The organism is Pseudoselenomonas ruminantium (assembly GCF_900113715.1).
Lineage (GTDB): Bacteria > Bacillota > Negativicutes > Selenomonadales > Selenomonadaceae > Selenomonas_A > Selenomonas_A caprae.
In genome coordinates, this window is record NZ_FOQK01000020.1 from 49896 (window position 1) to 64728 (window position 14833).

15 protein-coding genes are annotated in these 14833 nt (G+C 54.6%); 3 read left to right on the forward strand and 12 right to left on the reverse strand.

The features are described from left to right. Nucleotides 1–52: 52 nt before the first annotated feature. Both BM181_RS10730 and BM181_RS10735 read right to left on the reverse strand, forming a co-directional pair. Nucleotides 53–1204, reverse strand: coding sequence for an MFS transporter (locus BM181_RS10730; protein ID WP_075444808.1), 1152 nt, complete (start codon nucleotides 1202–1204; stop codon nucleotides 53–55). A 188-nt stretch (nucleotides 1205–1392) separates the two neighbouring features. Further along, complete coding sequence (locus tag BM181_RS10735; protein WP_075444810.1) at nucleotides 1393–1650, reverse strand: hypothetical protein; 258 nt, start codon at nucleotides 1648–1650, stop codon at nucleotides 1393–1395. Nucleotides 1651–1850: 200 nt separating this feature from the next. Here BM181_RS10735 and BM181_RS10740 point away from each other — a divergent pair, with 200 nt between their 5' ends. After that, nucleotides 1851–2342 carry a hypothetical protein gene (locus BM181_RS10740; protein WP_075444812.1) on the forward strand — a complete coding sequence of 164 codons (492 nt, stop codon included), beginning with the start codon at nucleotides 1851–1853 and terminating at the stop codon, nucleotides 2340–2342. A 52-nt stretch (nucleotides 2343–2394) separates the two neighbouring features. Here the strand turns inward: BM181_RS10740 and udk are convergent, their stop codons facing one another. Next, nucleotides 2395–3018: a uridine kinase gene (gene udk / locus BM181_RS10745; protein ID WP_075444814.1), complete on the reverse strand. Its 624-nt coding sequence runs from the start codon at nucleotides 3016–3018 to the stop codon at nucleotides 2395–2397. Between the two features lie 120 nt (nucleotides 3019–3138). On the opposite strand from udk, the gene BM181_RS10750 reads away from it, so the two are divergent. Continuing rightward, nucleotides 3139–3480 carry a hypothetical protein gene (locus tag BM181_RS10750; RefSeq protein ID WP_255449247.1) on the forward strand — a complete coding sequence of 114 codons (342 nt, stop codon included), beginning with the start codon at nucleotides 3139–3141 and terminating at the stop codon, nucleotides 3478–3480. Nucleotides 3481–3516: 36 nt separating this feature from the next. Here the strand turns inward: BM181_RS10750 and BM181_RS10755 are convergent, their stop codons facing one another. From BM181_RS10755 to BM181_RS10770, 4 genes are all read right to left on the reverse strand, one after another. Further along, nucleotides 3517–3897 (reverse strand): hypothetical protein, encoded by a 381-nt coding sequence (locus BM181_RS10755; protein ID WP_075444818.1) that lies wholly within the window; start codon nucleotides 3895–3897, stop codon nucleotides 3517–3519. Further along, nucleotides 3887–4075, reverse strand: coding sequence for a carbon storage regulator (locus BM181_RS10760; RefSeq protein ID WP_075444820.1), 189 nt, complete (start codon nucleotides 4073–4075; stop codon nucleotides 3887–3889). Before BM181_RS10760 ends, BM181_RS10755 begins: the two co-directional genes overlap by 11 nt. A 68-nt stretch (nucleotides 4076–4143) precedes the next feature. Further along, nucleotides 4144–5589 (reverse strand): hypothetical protein, encoded by a 1446-nt coding sequence (locus BM181_RS10765; protein ID WP_075444822.1) that lies wholly within the window; start codon nucleotides 5587–5589, stop codon nucleotides 4144–4146. Then, nucleotides 5570–6940 (reverse strand): SGNH/GDSL hydrolase family protein, encoded by a 1371-nt coding sequence (locus BM181_RS10770; RefSeq protein WP_256211359.1) that lies wholly within the window; start codon nucleotides 6938–6940, stop codon nucleotides 5570–5572. Before BM181_RS10770 ends, BM181_RS10765 begins: the two co-directional genes overlap by 20 nt. A 159-nt stretch (nucleotides 6941–7099) precedes the next feature. On the opposite strand from BM181_RS10770, the gene BM181_RS10775 reads away from it, so the two are divergent. Then, nucleotides 7100–8086 (forward strand): site-specific integrase, encoded by a 987-nt coding sequence (locus BM181_RS10775; RefSeq protein WP_075444826.1) that lies wholly within the window; start codon nucleotides 7100–7102, stop codon nucleotides 8084–8086. Nucleotides 8087–8252: 166 nt separating this feature from the next. Here BM181_RS10775 and BM181_RS10780 read toward each other — a convergent pair whose 3' ends face one another. The 5 genes from BM181_RS10780 to BM181_RS15785 all read right to left on the reverse strand — a co-directional run bounded on the left by BM181_RS10780 (nucleotide 8253) and on the right by BM181_RS15785 (nucleotide 14833). Then, entirely contained in the window at nucleotides 8253–10322 is a 2070-nt protein-coding gene (locus tag BM181_RS10780) for a polyribonucleotide nucleotidyltransferase (RefSeq protein WP_075444828.1), read from the reverse strand. A gap of 137 nt (nucleotides 10323–10459) precedes the next feature. Continuing rightward, nucleotides 10460–10735, reverse strand: coding sequence for a 30S ribosomal protein S15 (gene rpsO, locus BM181_RS10785; RefSeq protein ID WP_075428091.1), 276 nt, complete (start codon nucleotides 10733–10735; stop codon nucleotides 10460–10462). Between the two features lie 146 nt (nucleotides 10736–10881). Then, entirely contained in the window at nucleotides 10882–11805 is a 924-nt protein-coding gene (ribF, locus tag BM181_RS10790; RefSeq protein ID WP_075444830.1) for a riboflavin biosynthesis protein RibF, read from the reverse strand. Between the two features lie 61 nt (nucleotides 11806–11866). Then, nucleotides 11867–14413 carry a response regulator gene (locus tag BM181_RS10795; RefSeq protein WP_177207201.1) on the reverse strand — a complete coding sequence of 849 codons (2547 nt, stop codon included), beginning with the start codon at nucleotides 14411–14413 and terminating at the stop codon, nucleotides 11867–11869. A 189-nt stretch (nucleotides 14414–14602) separates the two neighbouring features. Further along, nucleotides 14603–14833 carry an IS3 family transposase gene (locus BM181_RS15785; RefSeq protein ID WP_143092169.1) on the reverse strand — a complete coding sequence of 77 codons (231 nt, stop codon included), beginning with the start codon at nucleotides 14831–14833 and terminating at the stop codon, nucleotides 14603–14605.

The following is a 14833-nucleotide window of genomic DNA, read 5'->3' on the forward strand; positions in this document are numbered from 1 at the left end:
CAAAACATTGATAGTTGCCTTCCTATTGTAGCACAAAATAGCAAACCTGTCCTCACGGACGCAAACGCGGGACAAACCAGGCCACAAGACCATCCATGCCTAAGAACACTGCCAGGATCAGGAAAGCCCCCGTAAACCCAAAGCCAGCATGCAGGAAGCCAAAAATCGCCGAAATGATCGTCGCGCCGACGCCCGTTGCCACCGTAATGGCAGCTGTCACTGTCGCCGTACGGCCGCCGGCAAAGTCAGCCACATAGGTAAGCACGTTCGGATAGACACCGCCACAGAAAAAGCCGAGCGCAAAGACTACCACAAAGGCCATAAGCTCGCTCTGCACCACAGTCAGCAGCGCCAGCATCAATGCCGCCCCCAGCGGGGCAATATAGATAAGCCGGCTACGATGTTTGGCAAACAGGCCGCAAAGGAACCGCGACGGAATCATCGCGAGCCAAAACAGCGATAACGCCAGATAGCCGCGGGCAGAAGCAAGCGTATCCAGCATAAAATTGCTAAGGAAAAAGCACACGCCGTTCTCAACGCCAACATAGAGGAACATGATCAGGCAGAGGAAGGCCACGCCTTTGCCATACATGCCTTTGCTGCTGACATCCTGCACATCTACAGCCAGCAGCTCACGCGGCAAAAACTCCGTACGCACAAGGCCAACGGTCAAAAGCAGGAAGATAAGCCCGCTCAGCAGGAAAAAACTGCGCCAGCCGCCAGGCCCCTCCATAGAGATACCTACGGCCAGCGGCGCTGCCACAGCCCCGAGCGCAAACATCGCCGTAATGTAGCCCATGCGCCGGTTGCGCGTCAGCGGATAAGCATCCTGCATGCCGGCAATCGCGACATACTGGACAATGCTGCAGGCAAAGCCAAGCGTAAAAATGCCCACGGCAAACAGCAGCGACTCCGTCGCGAGCATGATGACGGCTGCCGACAGCACCCGTGTCGCCGTAAAGAGCACCAGCATGATCTTTTTCCCGATGCGGTCAGCCAGCGGCCCCAAAAGCAGCGGCGCGATCATCGTCGCAAAGAGCTGCACCGAGGCCAGAATCCCCTGCTGGCCTATCGATAAATCAAACTCCTGCCCGATATAGAGAAGTGCCGCCTGATAACCGCCTGTCTCAAAGCCATTCATAAAAATCGATAGCAGAAAAAGCAGCGATAAATCGTTGCGCTGCCAAAACCCTGTTTTTCCCATAGACTCACCTTCTTTCGCTGTTAGGATTCGACAGCCGCGCCGCCATCACCTGCCAGACGTCAAGCTGACCAGTCAAAATTGACTTGTCAACTTGACTGGTCAGCTTGACTGGTCAAAAACTTTCCCCATACACAAAAAGACCGCCTGATGGCGGCCTTTCGCATTTTCCTGTCAGCGTTCATTCTTTTTTATTCTTCTGCCAGCAGGACATGACCATCCTTGGCAAAGGTCACCTCGCCCTGGTGCATATCCGCAGTGACATAGGCCACGTGGAAACTTTCCGTATCCCCCGCCCCTATGCGCTCCGTCTCGCAGAACGCCGTATCGGGATGCACAGACCGCACCACATCTTCAGCAATCTGCTCATCGATGACCGGCGTCCCCTGCACATACAGCAGCGCTCCCCAGATAGCGGCTCCCAACACAATACCCAAACACTTTTTCATACAGAATCCTTCCTTTCCCTTGACCTATGACTAGTATACATCTTTACAGCTATGAAGTTGATAGATTTGAAGTAAGTATTCTGTATTCTTACTACAATTAACATGGACGCAGTTTTAAACTTAATTTAACCTTTAGTCAATATAATGATAGCACGACATTATATTATAAAACGCGATTTTATCAACACAGGAGACTGGAAATGAAGAAAAAGAGCTTTGGGCGACTGGTTTTAAAAGGGGCGGCTGTAGTCCTGCTCGTGCTATTCATAAAAGAAGTCGTGCTATACCATACATATTTGGATTTTTCGCAAGACTATCGCCAGGTAGACAATTATGAAGGCATCGTGTTCAAGCATGAATACAAAAGAACTGCGTATAAACGTTGCTTTTGGGGGCTGAAAACAACAGCAGATGTAACTGCCGATTTCAGCCGGAACAACGATGGCGGTTTTGATGGCGAAACCTATAAAAAGTTGATCGCTGTCATCCACGATTCCGGTCATTTAGGCAGCTGGGCAGCCTCTCCTGATGGGACAAAGATAGTTTACAGCGAAGGCCATGTCATTGACGAATTGGAACCTACATACATAAGATATATTGATTTCAAAGTTCTAGATTTGCAGGATAACTCCATAACGTTGATATTCACTGCCCCTGCCGAGGAAACCTCGTTGGGGCTGGAATGGCAGTAAAAAAACAGCGACAGGTTCCCACTGCAGCCTGTCGCTGTTTTTATCCTTGTAATTATTCGTTTTCGCTGGCAGCCAGCAGCGCTTGGATCTTCGTCTTGATGATATCAAAGGCGACATTGTTGAGGCCGCTGTTGATGACGATATCGGCTACGTTCTTCGTCGGTGCGACATAGAGATAATGCATCGGCTTTACGGTTTCGAGGTACTGCTCGATGATGTTCTCTAGGTCACGGCCGCGCTCGTTGATGTCGCGCAGCACGCGGCGCAGGATGCGCTCGTCGGCATCGGCCTCGACAAAGATCTTGATATCGAACAGATCGCGCAGGCGCTCATCCTGCAGGATCAGGATTCCCTCAACGATGATGACGCGGCTCGGCTCGATGATCGTCGTCTCCTTGGCGCGCGTGTGCTGGGCAAAATCATAGACCGGACACTCGACGCTGCGACCCTGCCGCAGCTCCGTCAGCTGCTCGATGAGCAGATCCGTCTCCAAGGACTTCGGATGGTCATAGTTGATATGCTGACGCTCCTGGAAGGACAGGTCATCATGCGGACGGTAATAATTGTCGTGATAGATTACCGTAACATCATCACCGAAATGTTTCTTGAGGCGATTCGTAAACGTCGATTTGCCGGAACCCGTGCCGCCGGCAATGCCGATAATCGTGGTTTTCATTGTGTGAGGGCATCTCCTTACAAAATTTTATCTTCACTATATTACCATAAATACACCGTTTTGTCTGCACGCAAAAGAAAAATAAGAGGATTCACGTCCAAGCCGTCGAATATAAAACATATGGAATGCAAAACAAGAAAGGAAGTGCCATTCATGCCCAAGGTTACCCGTGAGGACATTCCCAACTGGTTCCAGCGCCAGACCGGCTTCGACGTCGACGTCCAGGAACTCAAGAAGGCAGTCGAGCTCGACCGCATCGCCTGCGCCGACGAACCCATGAAGCTCATGCGTGAGCTCTGGGGAATCACCCCGCGGGACTGTGAGCGCCTGCTCGGCGCCCCGAGCCGTACCGTGGAGCAGTGGTTCCACACCAAGTCCACCCGGCCAGCCTCCTGGGTCGTCCGCCTCATTGTCGAAAAATGTGCGGCACTGCACGAGCAGCGGCGCAACAATAGATCATAAAAACAGCCCTTCGCTTCTGCGAAGGGCTGTTTTCTGTCACTCCAGTGACTTGGCAATCTCGATTTCCAGCTGCGTATGCGGACGGCTGCAGATGCGATGCACATCTGCCTTGAATTTCTCAAAGGCCGCGGCGAGCTCCTTATCATCAAACTCGATATCGCCGTGGACATTCTCCATGAAGTGCTGCGTGAAGTCCTGCCAGCCAGCTCCCTGGCTCTCGGTCTCCGCACGCAGAGACTGCTGCTGGGCGCGGACGCGCTCGTTGCAGCGAATGAACTCGGCAAAATGATGCAGGCGTGACTCCTCTACATCGGAAAGATAACCTTCCTCCGTCGGATCATATGCCGGCGATTTTTTAGGATGCAGGCTCAGATAAAGATGCATGAAAGCATAGCCTGCTTGCGTATCAAATTTCATGAGAATCCTCTCCACTTTCCTGCTGCGTCACCAATTTTTTGTCCAGCCGGTGCACCTTGAAATCCTCAGGTGCCGTGATACCGACCTTGATCTTGCCTGCTGCGACTTTGATGACGGTCAACACAATCTTGTCACCAATTATAATTTCTTCTTTTGCTTTTCTGGACAAAACCAGCAAACCACAGTCCTCCTCTACGTCTAACAAACACTATGATAGCATAAACAAAGACCATTTTTCAAATACTGTCAATATTTCTCGATAACCGTAAGTGGCTGCCCCTGCACATCGGTCAGCCGGATGGGCGCAAAAGTCAACCGGCCATTCTTGATGCTCAGCGCATCTGTTTTCGCGGTAAAGCCCGGCAGCTCCATCACGACATCCGTAAACGTCAGGCTGCGGTACTCATTGGTGAATTTTCCCGACAGCCGGTTAAACGGCAGCAGTTTATAAGAGCCAGGCTTCGACTCGAAAGCGCCCCAGACCGTCGTCTCCCGTGCGCTGCCACGCGAATACACATTCACATCCATATCGACACTGCAATAAAGCTTGCTGCCCGGCAGCCCCCGCGCAGTTTGCAGATCCTTCCCATGCCCCTGCAGCATGTAGTAGCGCGTATCAAGATCATACGTCCCTTCCGCCTGCAGGATTCCGCCAAAAACATCGGCGTGGACATCCTTGAACAGCAGCGACTGGCCATCGTAATACAAATCGCCAAACACATGCGTGAAGTCAAGGCCTGGGATATGCAGCGTATCCATCTGGACATGGCCTTCCCCCGAAAGATCTGCCAGCGGCCCTTCCAGATGGGTATCAAGCGTCATCTTATCATGGATGTTGATGCCCATATCCAGCGAGGAGGGATCGACGTCGATGAATTTCATATACAGATCACAAACCGGCACTTTTTCTGCCTGGAAATCGATTTCCCCTTCCAGCGTGATGCCATTGCCTATCATCGTGCCGCCAAAACCGCCAGTCTTTAGCCAGATTGTCATTTTGTCCGCAGTATTGATATCGGCTTCGAGTTCGACATGATCCATCAGGTAATGGCGATTCTTGAAGAATACCTCCATGCGGCAATTGTCAAGCGACAGCACCGTATGGATCTTGCGGCCCTGCCGGTTGAAGTTGTCCCAGCGCTTATGCAGGCGTTCTGCCTGCCGTTTGCGCCGCCACTCGCCAATGGCTTTCCGCTCTTGTTCACTCATGCCAGCCAGACTGACCTTGTCACGCCAGTCCTCACCGTCATCCTCATCCTCGATCTTATTCATGGCCCGCGATTGCCGCACGAAGTCTACCTGCATATCATCGGACAGATAAACAGAAACCTGCGCATCGTTCAACGTGACTGCCTGCAGCGTCGTAGCCTTGACATTTTTCGTCACGATGTCCCAGGGACGCACCTGGAGGCTCCCCGAAGGAACCTCCAGGATGGTCTGCCCCTCAGGATTTTTCCAGACCAGATGCTCGAACACCACATGACCGGTCAAATCCGCCAGAATCCTGTCGGCGGTTATCGTTCCCTTGAGCATGTCCTGATTCTGCATCTCATGATTGAAAATCATCGCCGCGCCACGGCTAAGAAGCTCCAGCACCAGCAGAGCCCCGAGCAAAAAAATCACCACCCCCAGCAAAAAGCCTTGCCAAAGGCGGGGATGGGCCTTACAGTAATCACGGATTTTCGCGTACATGATGCTTCTCCCATTCCTTATCTGCCTGTGCCTTTACCTTTGGCCAGGCGGCACTCACCGTCCTGCCCATCAAACGCTTGCCCATCACATCGGGATGCAGGCCATCCATCGCATAGACTGTGGGCAGCACCCGCTCGGGGCATTCAAAGGCAGCAGCGACATCGATATGCACCTGCGTGCGGATGAACGAGTTCACCCGTGCAAAACGGTTGTACCAATCCGGTACAGTCTCTTCCTTGAACACATGCTGGATGTTGTCCGGATTGATGGCCGGCAGGGTCAGCAGGATGGGCCGGATCCCGTGTTCCCGGCAGCGGCGCTGCATCTCCTGCAGGCACGAAATGACCACATCCGGTTCCTCGCCTGCCCGCAGGCTGTTGGACCCTGTCAGGATCAGCAGATACTGCGGATGGAAGGGCAGCACGTCACGTTCAAAGCGGCTGAGGGTCATCTGCACCGTATCCCCCGACTCCGACAGGTTGATGGCGGCAAAGCCAAGGCTTCTGAGCCAGCTGAACTCAAAGTCCTCCGGCCCATACGAATAATGACCGCCGCCATGGGAGATGCTGTCGCCGAGCACCGCCACCTGCCAATCGTCCGAGGGGGCCGTGCGGAACCGGCTCGGCTGCGACCACTGCGTGACCGCCTCGCCCTCCTGATCCAAGCCCCGCACCCGCCAGTAGAGATCCCGGTCGCTATACCGCGGATTCGGATCGTAAAGCTCGGCCACATCGCTGCGCAGCGTATCCAGCAGCTGTGCCTCCTCCGGCTTGGCGGGATTGCCCGCATAGATCTCCACCTCGTAGCCGCCGGTGACCTCGCTGAGGGGCAGCCAATGGTACACCGGATAGAGCAGCACCGACCCATTGCCGTTGTTGTAATCCGTCAACGGCACCGGCGCCTGCAGCGGTGCAACCTCAGCGCTCGTCCAGAGCTCCGCCAGCTCACTGAAGGACGTGCAGGGATTGCCATTAAAATCCACGGCCCGCACCCGCCAGTAGAGCGGCTCCTTGCCTAAATACCCGGCGGCGAACTGCCGCAGCGGCGGATTGTAGTGATTCTGGAATATCGCATAGCTGCGGAAGATTGCCGCCTCCGAATCACTGGTCGCCGACAGCAGCAGCGGCTTAGAGGCAAAGAACTCCACTTCGTAATAAACAGCCTCCGTATCCTTGCTCCACGAGAGCATCGGCGAATAGGAGAGCGGATCCTCGCGGCTCGATGCCGTGAGCTCAGAGGGCGGCGACAGCAGCAAGCCCGAATGCGCCTCGTGCTGGACCATCAGCAAAAAGCAGCTCAGACTGACCACTACCATGGTCAGCGCCAGCCAAATCACTTTTCGTTTTATCATACTGCGCAGCCATTCCATCGCCGCACCTCACTTTCAATCTAAGATACTATCTCTATCATTATATACCTTTTTCTGTCTTTTCGCACATACTTCCCAACGTGACGCCTCCGCAGTTTTCGTATATAATAGAGTTAATATTTTCAGAAAGACGGATGAACTATGAAACCCAAAGATAATTTCATGCTGGTCAAAAACCAGCGCATCGAAAGCAATCAGCGCCTCTCGGCCAAGGCCAAGCGGCGTCTCGAGAAATCCAAGGCCGACAACACCTTGAAGGCCTACTCCTCGGACTGGAGCGACTTTTCCGACTGGTGCCAGCACCAGGGCGAGCGCGACCTGCCCGCCCTGCCCGAGACCATCGTCAACTACATCAACGACCTGGCAGATGACGCCAAGGCCAACACCGTCTCCCGCCGCGTCACTGCCATATCCGAGAACCATATCGCGGCTGGCTACGGCGGCAAGAACAATCCCGCCAAGGACGGCATCGTGCGGGCCGCCATGGCTGCCATCCGCCGCGAGAAGGGCACCTTCCAGCGCGGCAAATCCCCCATCCTCATGGAGACCCTCTACCTGCTGGCAGACTGCTTTGAGGCTAACGACCTTGTCTCCCTGCGCGACCGCGCGCTGATCTTCCTCGGCTTTGCCGGTGCTTTCCGCCGCTCGGAGCTCGTGCGCATCCAGGTCGAGGAGCTGACCTTCACGCCGCAGGGCCTCATGATTTTTGTACCGCAGTCCAAGGGCGACCAATACGGCCGCGGCTCCACCATCGCCATCCCCTACGCCCCCGATGAAGAAATCTGTGCCGTGCGGGCCCTCAAGGCCTGGCTCGATGCCGCCCAGATCCACACAGGCCCGCTGTTCCGGCCCTTCACCAAGGCACACAGCCTGCGCAACACGCAGCTCTCCGATAAATCCGTGGCCCTCATCGTCAAAAAGTACGCCAAGCTGGCCGGACTCGACGAGAAGCAATTCGCCGGCCACAGCCTGCGCCGCGGCTTCGCCACCAGCGCCGCCCAGCACGACGTCGACGCCCTCTCCATCATGCGCCAGACCCGCCACAAATCCGAAAAGATGGTCCACCGCTATATCGAACAGGGCAACATCTTCAAGGAAAACCCGCTCAACCGCATGTATAACAAATAATCTTTACGTTGTATATACATATAGTGTCACCAATGAATTTTCCGATTATCAAATATCGCTTGAGTACAAAGCAACGCTAAACAACAATAAAGCCTATTTCAACTTCTTCCAAAACAAAAACTCCGCAGATTCGAGTAGAACCTGCGGAGTTTTATATTCTATTGCCTTAGAGGCAAGCCTTGTGGCTGAGGTTTACGCGGCCCTTGTCGTCGATTTCAACGACTTTGACCTGCAGCTGGTCGCCGATCTGGACCACGTCTTCGACTTTCTCGACGCGGCGGCTCGAAAGCTGCGAGATATGGCAGAGGCCTTCCTTGCCCGGCAGGACTTCGACGAAGGCACCGAATTTCATCAGGCGCGTTACCTTGCCCGTGTAGACTTCGCCGACTTCGACTTCGCGGACGATGTCTTCAATCATCTGCTTGGCCTTCTTCATGCCCTCAGCGTCAACAGAGGAGATGAAGATATTACCATCTTCGTGGATGTCGATTTCGACACCCGTCTCATCGATGATCTTCTTGACGACCTTGCCGCCCGTACCGATGACGTCGCGAATCTTGTCCACTTTGATCTTGATCGTCTCGACACGCGGTGCATACGGCGAGAGCTCCGCAGCCGGCTCGGCGATGCACTCGAGCATCTTGCCGAGGATGAAGGCACGGCCGCGCTTTGCCTGCTGCAGTGCCGACGAGAGGATGTTGCGGTCGATGCCGGCAACCTTGATATCCATCTGGATTGCCGTGACACCTTCGGTCGTACCAGCGACCTTGAAGTCCATATCGCCCAGAGCATCTTCCATGCCCTGGATATCGGTGAGGATCGTATAGGCATCGCCCTCTTTGACGAGGCCCATGGCAACGCCCGATACCGGACGCTTGATGGGAACGCCGGCGTTCATCAAGGACAGCGTCGAGCCGCAGACCGAGCCCATGGAGCTCGAGCCGTTGGACTCGAGGATCTCCGATACCAGGCGGATCGTGTACGGGAACTCCTCAATCGACGGAATGACCGGCACGAGAGCGCGCTCAGCCAGGGCACCATGGCCGATCTCGCGGCGGCCCGGGCTGCGGATTGGCTTAGCCTCACCGACGGAGTAGCCCGGGAAGTTATAGTGATGGATGTAGTGTTTTTTCGTCTCAGGTCCGAGGCCATCGATGATCTGCTCATCCCCCAGCGAACCCAGCGTCGTGACCGTGAGCACCTGGGTCTGGCCACGGGTGAAGAGACCCGAGCCATGGGTGCGCGGCAGCAGGCCGACTTCGCAGCTTACCGGGCGGACTTCCTCGACCTCACGGCCGTCCGGACGGATTTTCTCATGGGTGATCATATGGCGGACGATGGATTTCTCGAGGTCATGCAGAGCCATGGCGATCTCTTTGTCCATCTCCGGATAGTCCACGAGGAAATGCTCCATGACATCGGCGTTGATGTCTGCGATATGGGCATCGCGGTCGAGCTTGTCCGGATTGCGGGTTGCTTCGTCGAGACGGTCTTTGGCGTAGTCGCTGATGGCTTTCTCCAGTTCCTCGGGGACCGTGAACAGCTTGACTTCGCGTTTTTCTTTGCCGCAAGCCTGCTGGATCTCTTCCTGCCAAGCAACGATGCGCTGGATTTCCTTATGGCCATAGAGGATAGCGTCGAGGATGACATCCTCGGGCAGCTCGTTGGCACCGGCCTCAACCATCATGACGGCATCCTTCGAGCCGGCAACCGTGAGGTTCAGCGTCGAAACCTTGCGCTGCTCCTCGGTCGGGTTGATGACGAATTCATCATTTACGCGGCCGACACGGACACCGGCAATCGGCCCCATGAACGGGATATCGGATACCGTAAGCGCTGCCGAAGCGCCGATCATCGCGGCAAGCTCCGGTGCATTGTCCTGCTCTACCGACAGAACCGTTGCCACGATCTGGACATCGTTGCGGAAGCCTTTCGGGAACAGCGGACGGATTGGACGGTCGATAAGGCGTGCGCAAAGGATTGCGTCACTCGACGGACGGCCCTCACGCTTGATGAAGCCGCCGGGAATCTTGCCTGCTGCATACATCTTTTCCTCATAGTCTACCGTCAGCGGGAAAAAGTCAACGCCCTCGCGCGGCTCGGCAGATGCCGTAGCCGTGACGAGCACGACCGTATCGCCATAGCGAACCAGTGCCGCACCATTTGCCTGTTTGGCCATCTTGCCGTTCTCAATGATGAGCTTGCGGCCCCCCAGTTCCATCTCGAAACTCTGCATGAATCATTTCCTCCTAGTATAGCGTATGTCGTTTATTCCAATATACTGTATCCATTTCGACGTATTGGAAAAATATCCTTTTTCAAAGTAAAAAAAGCGGGATTAAACCCGCTTTTTTGTCAGGAATCGTCTGACGATTAGCCAATCGTAGCGCGGATGCCGAGCTTAGCGATGATGGAACGATAACGCTCGATGTCCGTCTTGTAGAGGTAGCTGAGGAGACGGCGGCGATGACCAACCATCTTGAGCAGGCCACGACGGGAATGATGATCCTTCTTGTGCTCCTTCAGATGCTCCGTGAGGTACTGGATGCGAGCCGTCAGAACAGCGATCTGTACTTCCGGCGAACCCGTGTCACCCTCGTGAACGGCATACTTCTGCATGATTTCCTGTTTTGCTTCCTGAGTCAACATTTGTAAACTCCTCCTGTAAAATAAGATTTTCAGCCATCAGCTAAGCGTGCGTCGGAGTACTTCGCAGGCTGAGCTGAGGTCAGCGGTAAAAATTACCTTTGATAGTATAGCATAGAATGCAGCCGCTTGTAAATGGGAAAATGCAATTATCCCCGCCAGTAGCGGCGCGCATTCTCGCGGTCGCGATGCATCTGCGCGATGAGCTCCTCCTTGCCCGCGAATTTCTGCTGCTCGCGCAGCTTGGCCAGGAACCGCACCTCGATGACCTGATCGTAGATGTCCTGGCTGAAGTCCTGGATATTGACCTCCAGACGGCGGTTGCAGCCTTCAAAGGTCGGATTGTCGCCGATATTGGCAAGGCCGGCATAATGCCTGCCTGCATGGATAACATCACAGGCATAGACGCCATTGGGCAGCATCACGCGCTCGTCGGGAATGGCAAGATTCGCCGTCGGGAAGCCCAGCGTGCGTCCGCGCCGGTCGCCATGGATGACGCGGCCGACCACCGTGAAGGGATAGCCCAGGAAGTCGTTGACCTCCTGCAGTGCCCCCTTGTCAACCAGGGCCCGGATGCGGGTGCTGCTGACTGCGCGGCCATCGCGCAGCACGGCCTGGCAGACCTCGGCCTGGAAGCCGTAGGCAGGGCCTTCCCGCAGCAGCTGGCGCTGGGTACCCCTTCCCTTGCTGCCAAACGTGTAGTTCGGCCCTGTGACCACATAGCGCGGCGCAAAGAGCTGCTGCAGGAGCTCAAGGAAGGCCTTCGGGCTCTTGCTGGCAAACTCCTTCGTGAACGGAATCGAGACGAGCACATCGACCCCCAGCTCCGCCAGGCGCCGCTCGCGCAGCAGGTTGTTGCCGATCTGCTTGGGCAGTGCCTGAGGCGCGACGACGGCCAGCGGATGATTGCTGAACGTGAAGACCACGGCCGTGCCGTCGATCTCCCGAGCGAGCTCCACAGCCCGCCGGACAATGCTCTGATGGCCGATATGCACGCCGTCAAACATGCCCAGGGCCACGACAATATTCTTGTATTCTCTGCTCAAAGCTGTCAGCTTCGAGAAAACTCTCATGGACTATCACCTTTTACTAAATATTTGCACCAACTTATTATACTACACTTATCCCGTTCTGTCAGTCCATGTCCAGCTCAGTGACATCGGCGATATAGACGTAATAGACATACTCTGTCCCGTTGAACACCTTATACCCTACATCCGCCACGTGCCGGATGGCCCCGTCCTTGCGGACGATGTCATAGTCGATGTAGTCCATGTTATCCTGCGATTTGCTCTGCTGCTCTTCGATGGCCTGCTGTACGGCAAAGACATCCTCAACATGTACCATCGTCTTGAAGGAGCCGCCGACAAACTGCATGAACTCCACCGTCGTCGCGCAGCCAAAGATCGCTGCCGTGTCGGAATCGGCATAGATGATCTGCTCATCAAACCCCGCCCGATAGACAAAGAACCCGCATAGGCAGCCAAGCTTCTGGTACTTTTCCCGGAAGGCCTCCAGGGCGTCATTATGGACATAGCGGTTGGGATCGAGCAGCACCATCTCAATAGTATCGTACAGCTTGTCCACCTCAAAGGGTTTGGCCACATGGTCGTTCATGCCCGCCAGGACAGCCCGGTGCTTGTCCTCATCAAAGGCATTGGCCGTCATCGCGATGACAGGGATCCCTGACTTATAGGGCTCCTTGAGCTTGCGGATTGTCCGCGTTGCCTCATAGCCATTCATCCGCGGCATCTGGATATCCATGAGTATCAGATCATAGTCCCCAGGCTTTGAATGCTCCACCTTATCCACCGCTTCTACGCCATCTTCGGCATAATCGACCACAAATCCTTTTTCGGTCAGGATCGCCACCGCGATTTCCGCATTGAGCTCATTGTCCTCGGCCAGCAGGATCCGCAGCCCTTGGAATTTCGTATAATCCCGCACGGCGTTTTCCTTTTTGCCGGTATGGATCATGATCTTTTCGGTGATGCGGAACGGGAAGGTCACGACAAAGGTCGTCCCGGCGCCGAGCTTGCTCGTGACCTTGATGGTACCGCCGAGCAGGTCTACCAGCTCCTTGACGATCAGCATGCCAAGGCCTGTGCCCATGATGCCGCTCTGGGTTGTCGTCTTCTCCCGCGAGAAGGCCTCGTAGAGATGTGGCAGGAAATCTTCCGGCATGCCGATACCCGTGTCGGCTATCGTGACCTGATAGAGCGCATAGCCTTCCTCATGGGAGGGGATTTCCCGGATATCCATCGATACGCTGCCACCCTCGGGAGTGTATTTGTAGGCGTTGCTGATGAGATTCAGCATGATTTCCCGGAACTTGGTGAAATCCACCAGCAGGTCTTCGTGCTCCACATCGATGGTATGGTTGAACGTGAGCTTCTTTTCCTTCATCTGCGCCTCGAATACCGCACAGATTGCCTGATAGATCTCGCGGGCATTGCCATAGGATTCGTCGATCGTCGCCTTGCCGCTTTCGATGCGGGCCATTTCGAGCACATTGTTGATGAGGGAGAGCAGGAACTCATTGGAGGCCTGTATCTTTTTCAGATAGTCCCGCACCTGTTCCTTATCGTCAATGTTCTTCTCGATGAGGTTCGTGAAGCCGATGATGGCATTCATCGGCGTGCGGATGTCATGGGACATATTGAACAGGAAGGCCGTCTTGGCCTTGTTCGCCGCGTTCGCCGCATCCTTGGCTATCTCGAGCTCATCATTGAGCACGCGGATCTCTTCAAGCTGTGCCTCCTGGGTCTCATAGGCCTCGGCCAGCTGCCGGCGCCGCTCCTGTATCTCCTCCTGCTTTTTCTTCTCCTTCTCGACAATCTCGCTGACATCCCGGCAGCCATAGAAAAAGGCTACGTTGCCATTCTCATCGAGGATGCGCGAGTACGTCCCTTGATAGTAGCAGCGCTTCCCGCATTCATCCACCAGCATGAAATTGATTTGATAGAGCTTTCCCGACTGGGTCTTATCCATCAGCGAATCGATTGCGACATCCCGCTTGATCCGGGCACGGTCTTCGGGGACGATATGCTTATCGCAGAGCTTCTCGATGAACTCCTCATAGGAGCCGCCATCGAAGGCCGCGAGCTCCGCATTCGCATTTTCAGCCTTGCCCTCGTTGCGGACAACGCGCAGCTTATGGTTCACAGCATCGATGATATAGGTCGTCAGGAATTCCTGCGCCAGCACCTTATACATCTGGCGCTGCAGTTCCAGCCGCTTCTGCTCCGTGACATCCGTGATTATCCCCAAGGCCTGCCAGGGATAGCCATCCCTGTCCTTGAGCTTGCTCACAGCGATATGAAACCACCGCGTCACCTTGTCCCTGCGCCACATGCGGAATTCAACATGGAAAACGGCTTCGTGTTCCTGGCATTTGTCGACCTTGCCGATATGCTTCAGCAGGCGTCCCCTGTCCTCCGGCAAAACATACTCCGTCCAATGGGACATGACTTCCGCAAATTCGGCATCGTCCGCATAGCCGAGCATTGTTTTGAACGAGTCGCTCCAGGACATTTTGCTGATATTGCCCTGCGCATCATAACAGACCTTCCATTTCCCGGAATTGCGTGCTGAATAAAGCACATCAAAGGGATTTTCATTTGCAAGCATATTTAAGACGCTGTCGCTGTTTTTTTCAATCTTATCTTTGAATTTGCCCATGATCCTGCCCATCCTATCGCCATAGAACTCTTCCTGTCATGCTTTCCTTCTATGGGAAAAATTAGACAAAAAAGGCAAAAATCCTTTTGCCCACGCAAAAAGCCCCGCATTGGTGTGCTCCCCGTCAAGTGGACAGGTAAAAAAATAAAAATATTCATTGCTGCTCGCAACTAATGCGAGCAGCTTTTTTCATGCAGCTCCAACCAGTTTTTCGTGGTACTCACTTGGGGTTCGTATGCCTAAATGACGCTGTGGTCTGTCATAAGTGTAATATCTTATATATTCCTCAATTGACTCAACCAACTCTTGCCGAGAAGTAAATCTGCGCCTGTAGTACATCTCGCGCTTCAAGATACCCCAGAAGCCTTCCATGGGGCCATTGTCTAGGCAATGTGCTACACGGGACATGCTTTGTGTCAT

Coding starts and splice junctions, on each gene's coding strand:
- BM181_RS10730 (WP_075444808.1), bottom strand. CDS start 1,204: ATGGGAAAAACAGGGTTTTGGCAGCGCAACGATTTATCGCTGCTTTTT.
- BM181_RS10735 (WP_075444810.1), bottom strand. CDS start 1,650: ATGAAAAAGTGTTTGGGTATTGTGTTGGGAGCCGCTATCTGGGGAGCG.
- BM181_RS10740 (WP_075444812.1), top strand. CDS start 1,851: ATGAAGAAAAAGAGCTTTGGGCGACTGGTTTTAAAAGGGGCGGCTGTA.
- udk (WP_075444814.1), bottom strand. CDS start 3,018: ATGAAAACCACGATTATCGGCATTGCCGGCGGCACGGGTTCCGGCAAA.
- BM181_RS10750 (WP_255449247.1), top strand. CDS start 3,139: ATGGAATGCAAAACAAGAAAGGAAGTGCCATTCATGCCCAAGGTTACC.
- BM181_RS10755 (WP_075444818.1), bottom strand. CDS start 3,897: ATGAAATTTGATACGCAAGCAGGCTATGCTTTCATGCATCTTTATCTG.
- BM181_RS10765 (WP_075444822.1), bottom strand. CDS start 5,589: ATGTACGCGAAAATCCGTGATTACTGTAAGGCCCATCCCCGCCTTTGG.
- BM181_RS10770 (WP_256211359.1), bottom strand. CDS start 6,940: ATGATAAAACGAAAAGTGATTTGGCTGGCGCTGACCATGGTAGTGGTC.
- BM181_RS10775 (WP_075444826.1), top strand. CDS start 7,100: ATGAAACCCAAAGATAATTTCATGCTGGTCAAAAACCAGCGCATCGAA.
- BM181_RS10780 (WP_075444828.1), bottom strand. CDS start 10,322: ATGCAGAGTTTCGAGATGGAACTGGGGGGCCGCAAGCTCATCATTGAG.
- rpsO (WP_075428091.1), bottom strand. CDS start 10,735: ATGTTGACTCAGGAAGCAAAACAGGAAATCATGCAGAAGTATGCCGTT.
- ribF (WP_075444830.1), bottom strand. CDS start 11,805: ATGAGAGTTTTCTCGAAGCTGACAGCTTTGAGCAGAGAATACAAGAAT.
- BM181_RS10795 (WP_177207201.1), bottom strand. CDS start 14,413: ATGGGCAAATTCAAAGATAAGATTGAAAAAAACAGCGACAGCGTCTTA.
- BM181_RS15785 (WP_143092169.1), bottom strand. CDS start 14,833: ATGACACAAAGCATGTCCCGTGTAGCACATTGCCTAGACAATGGCCCC.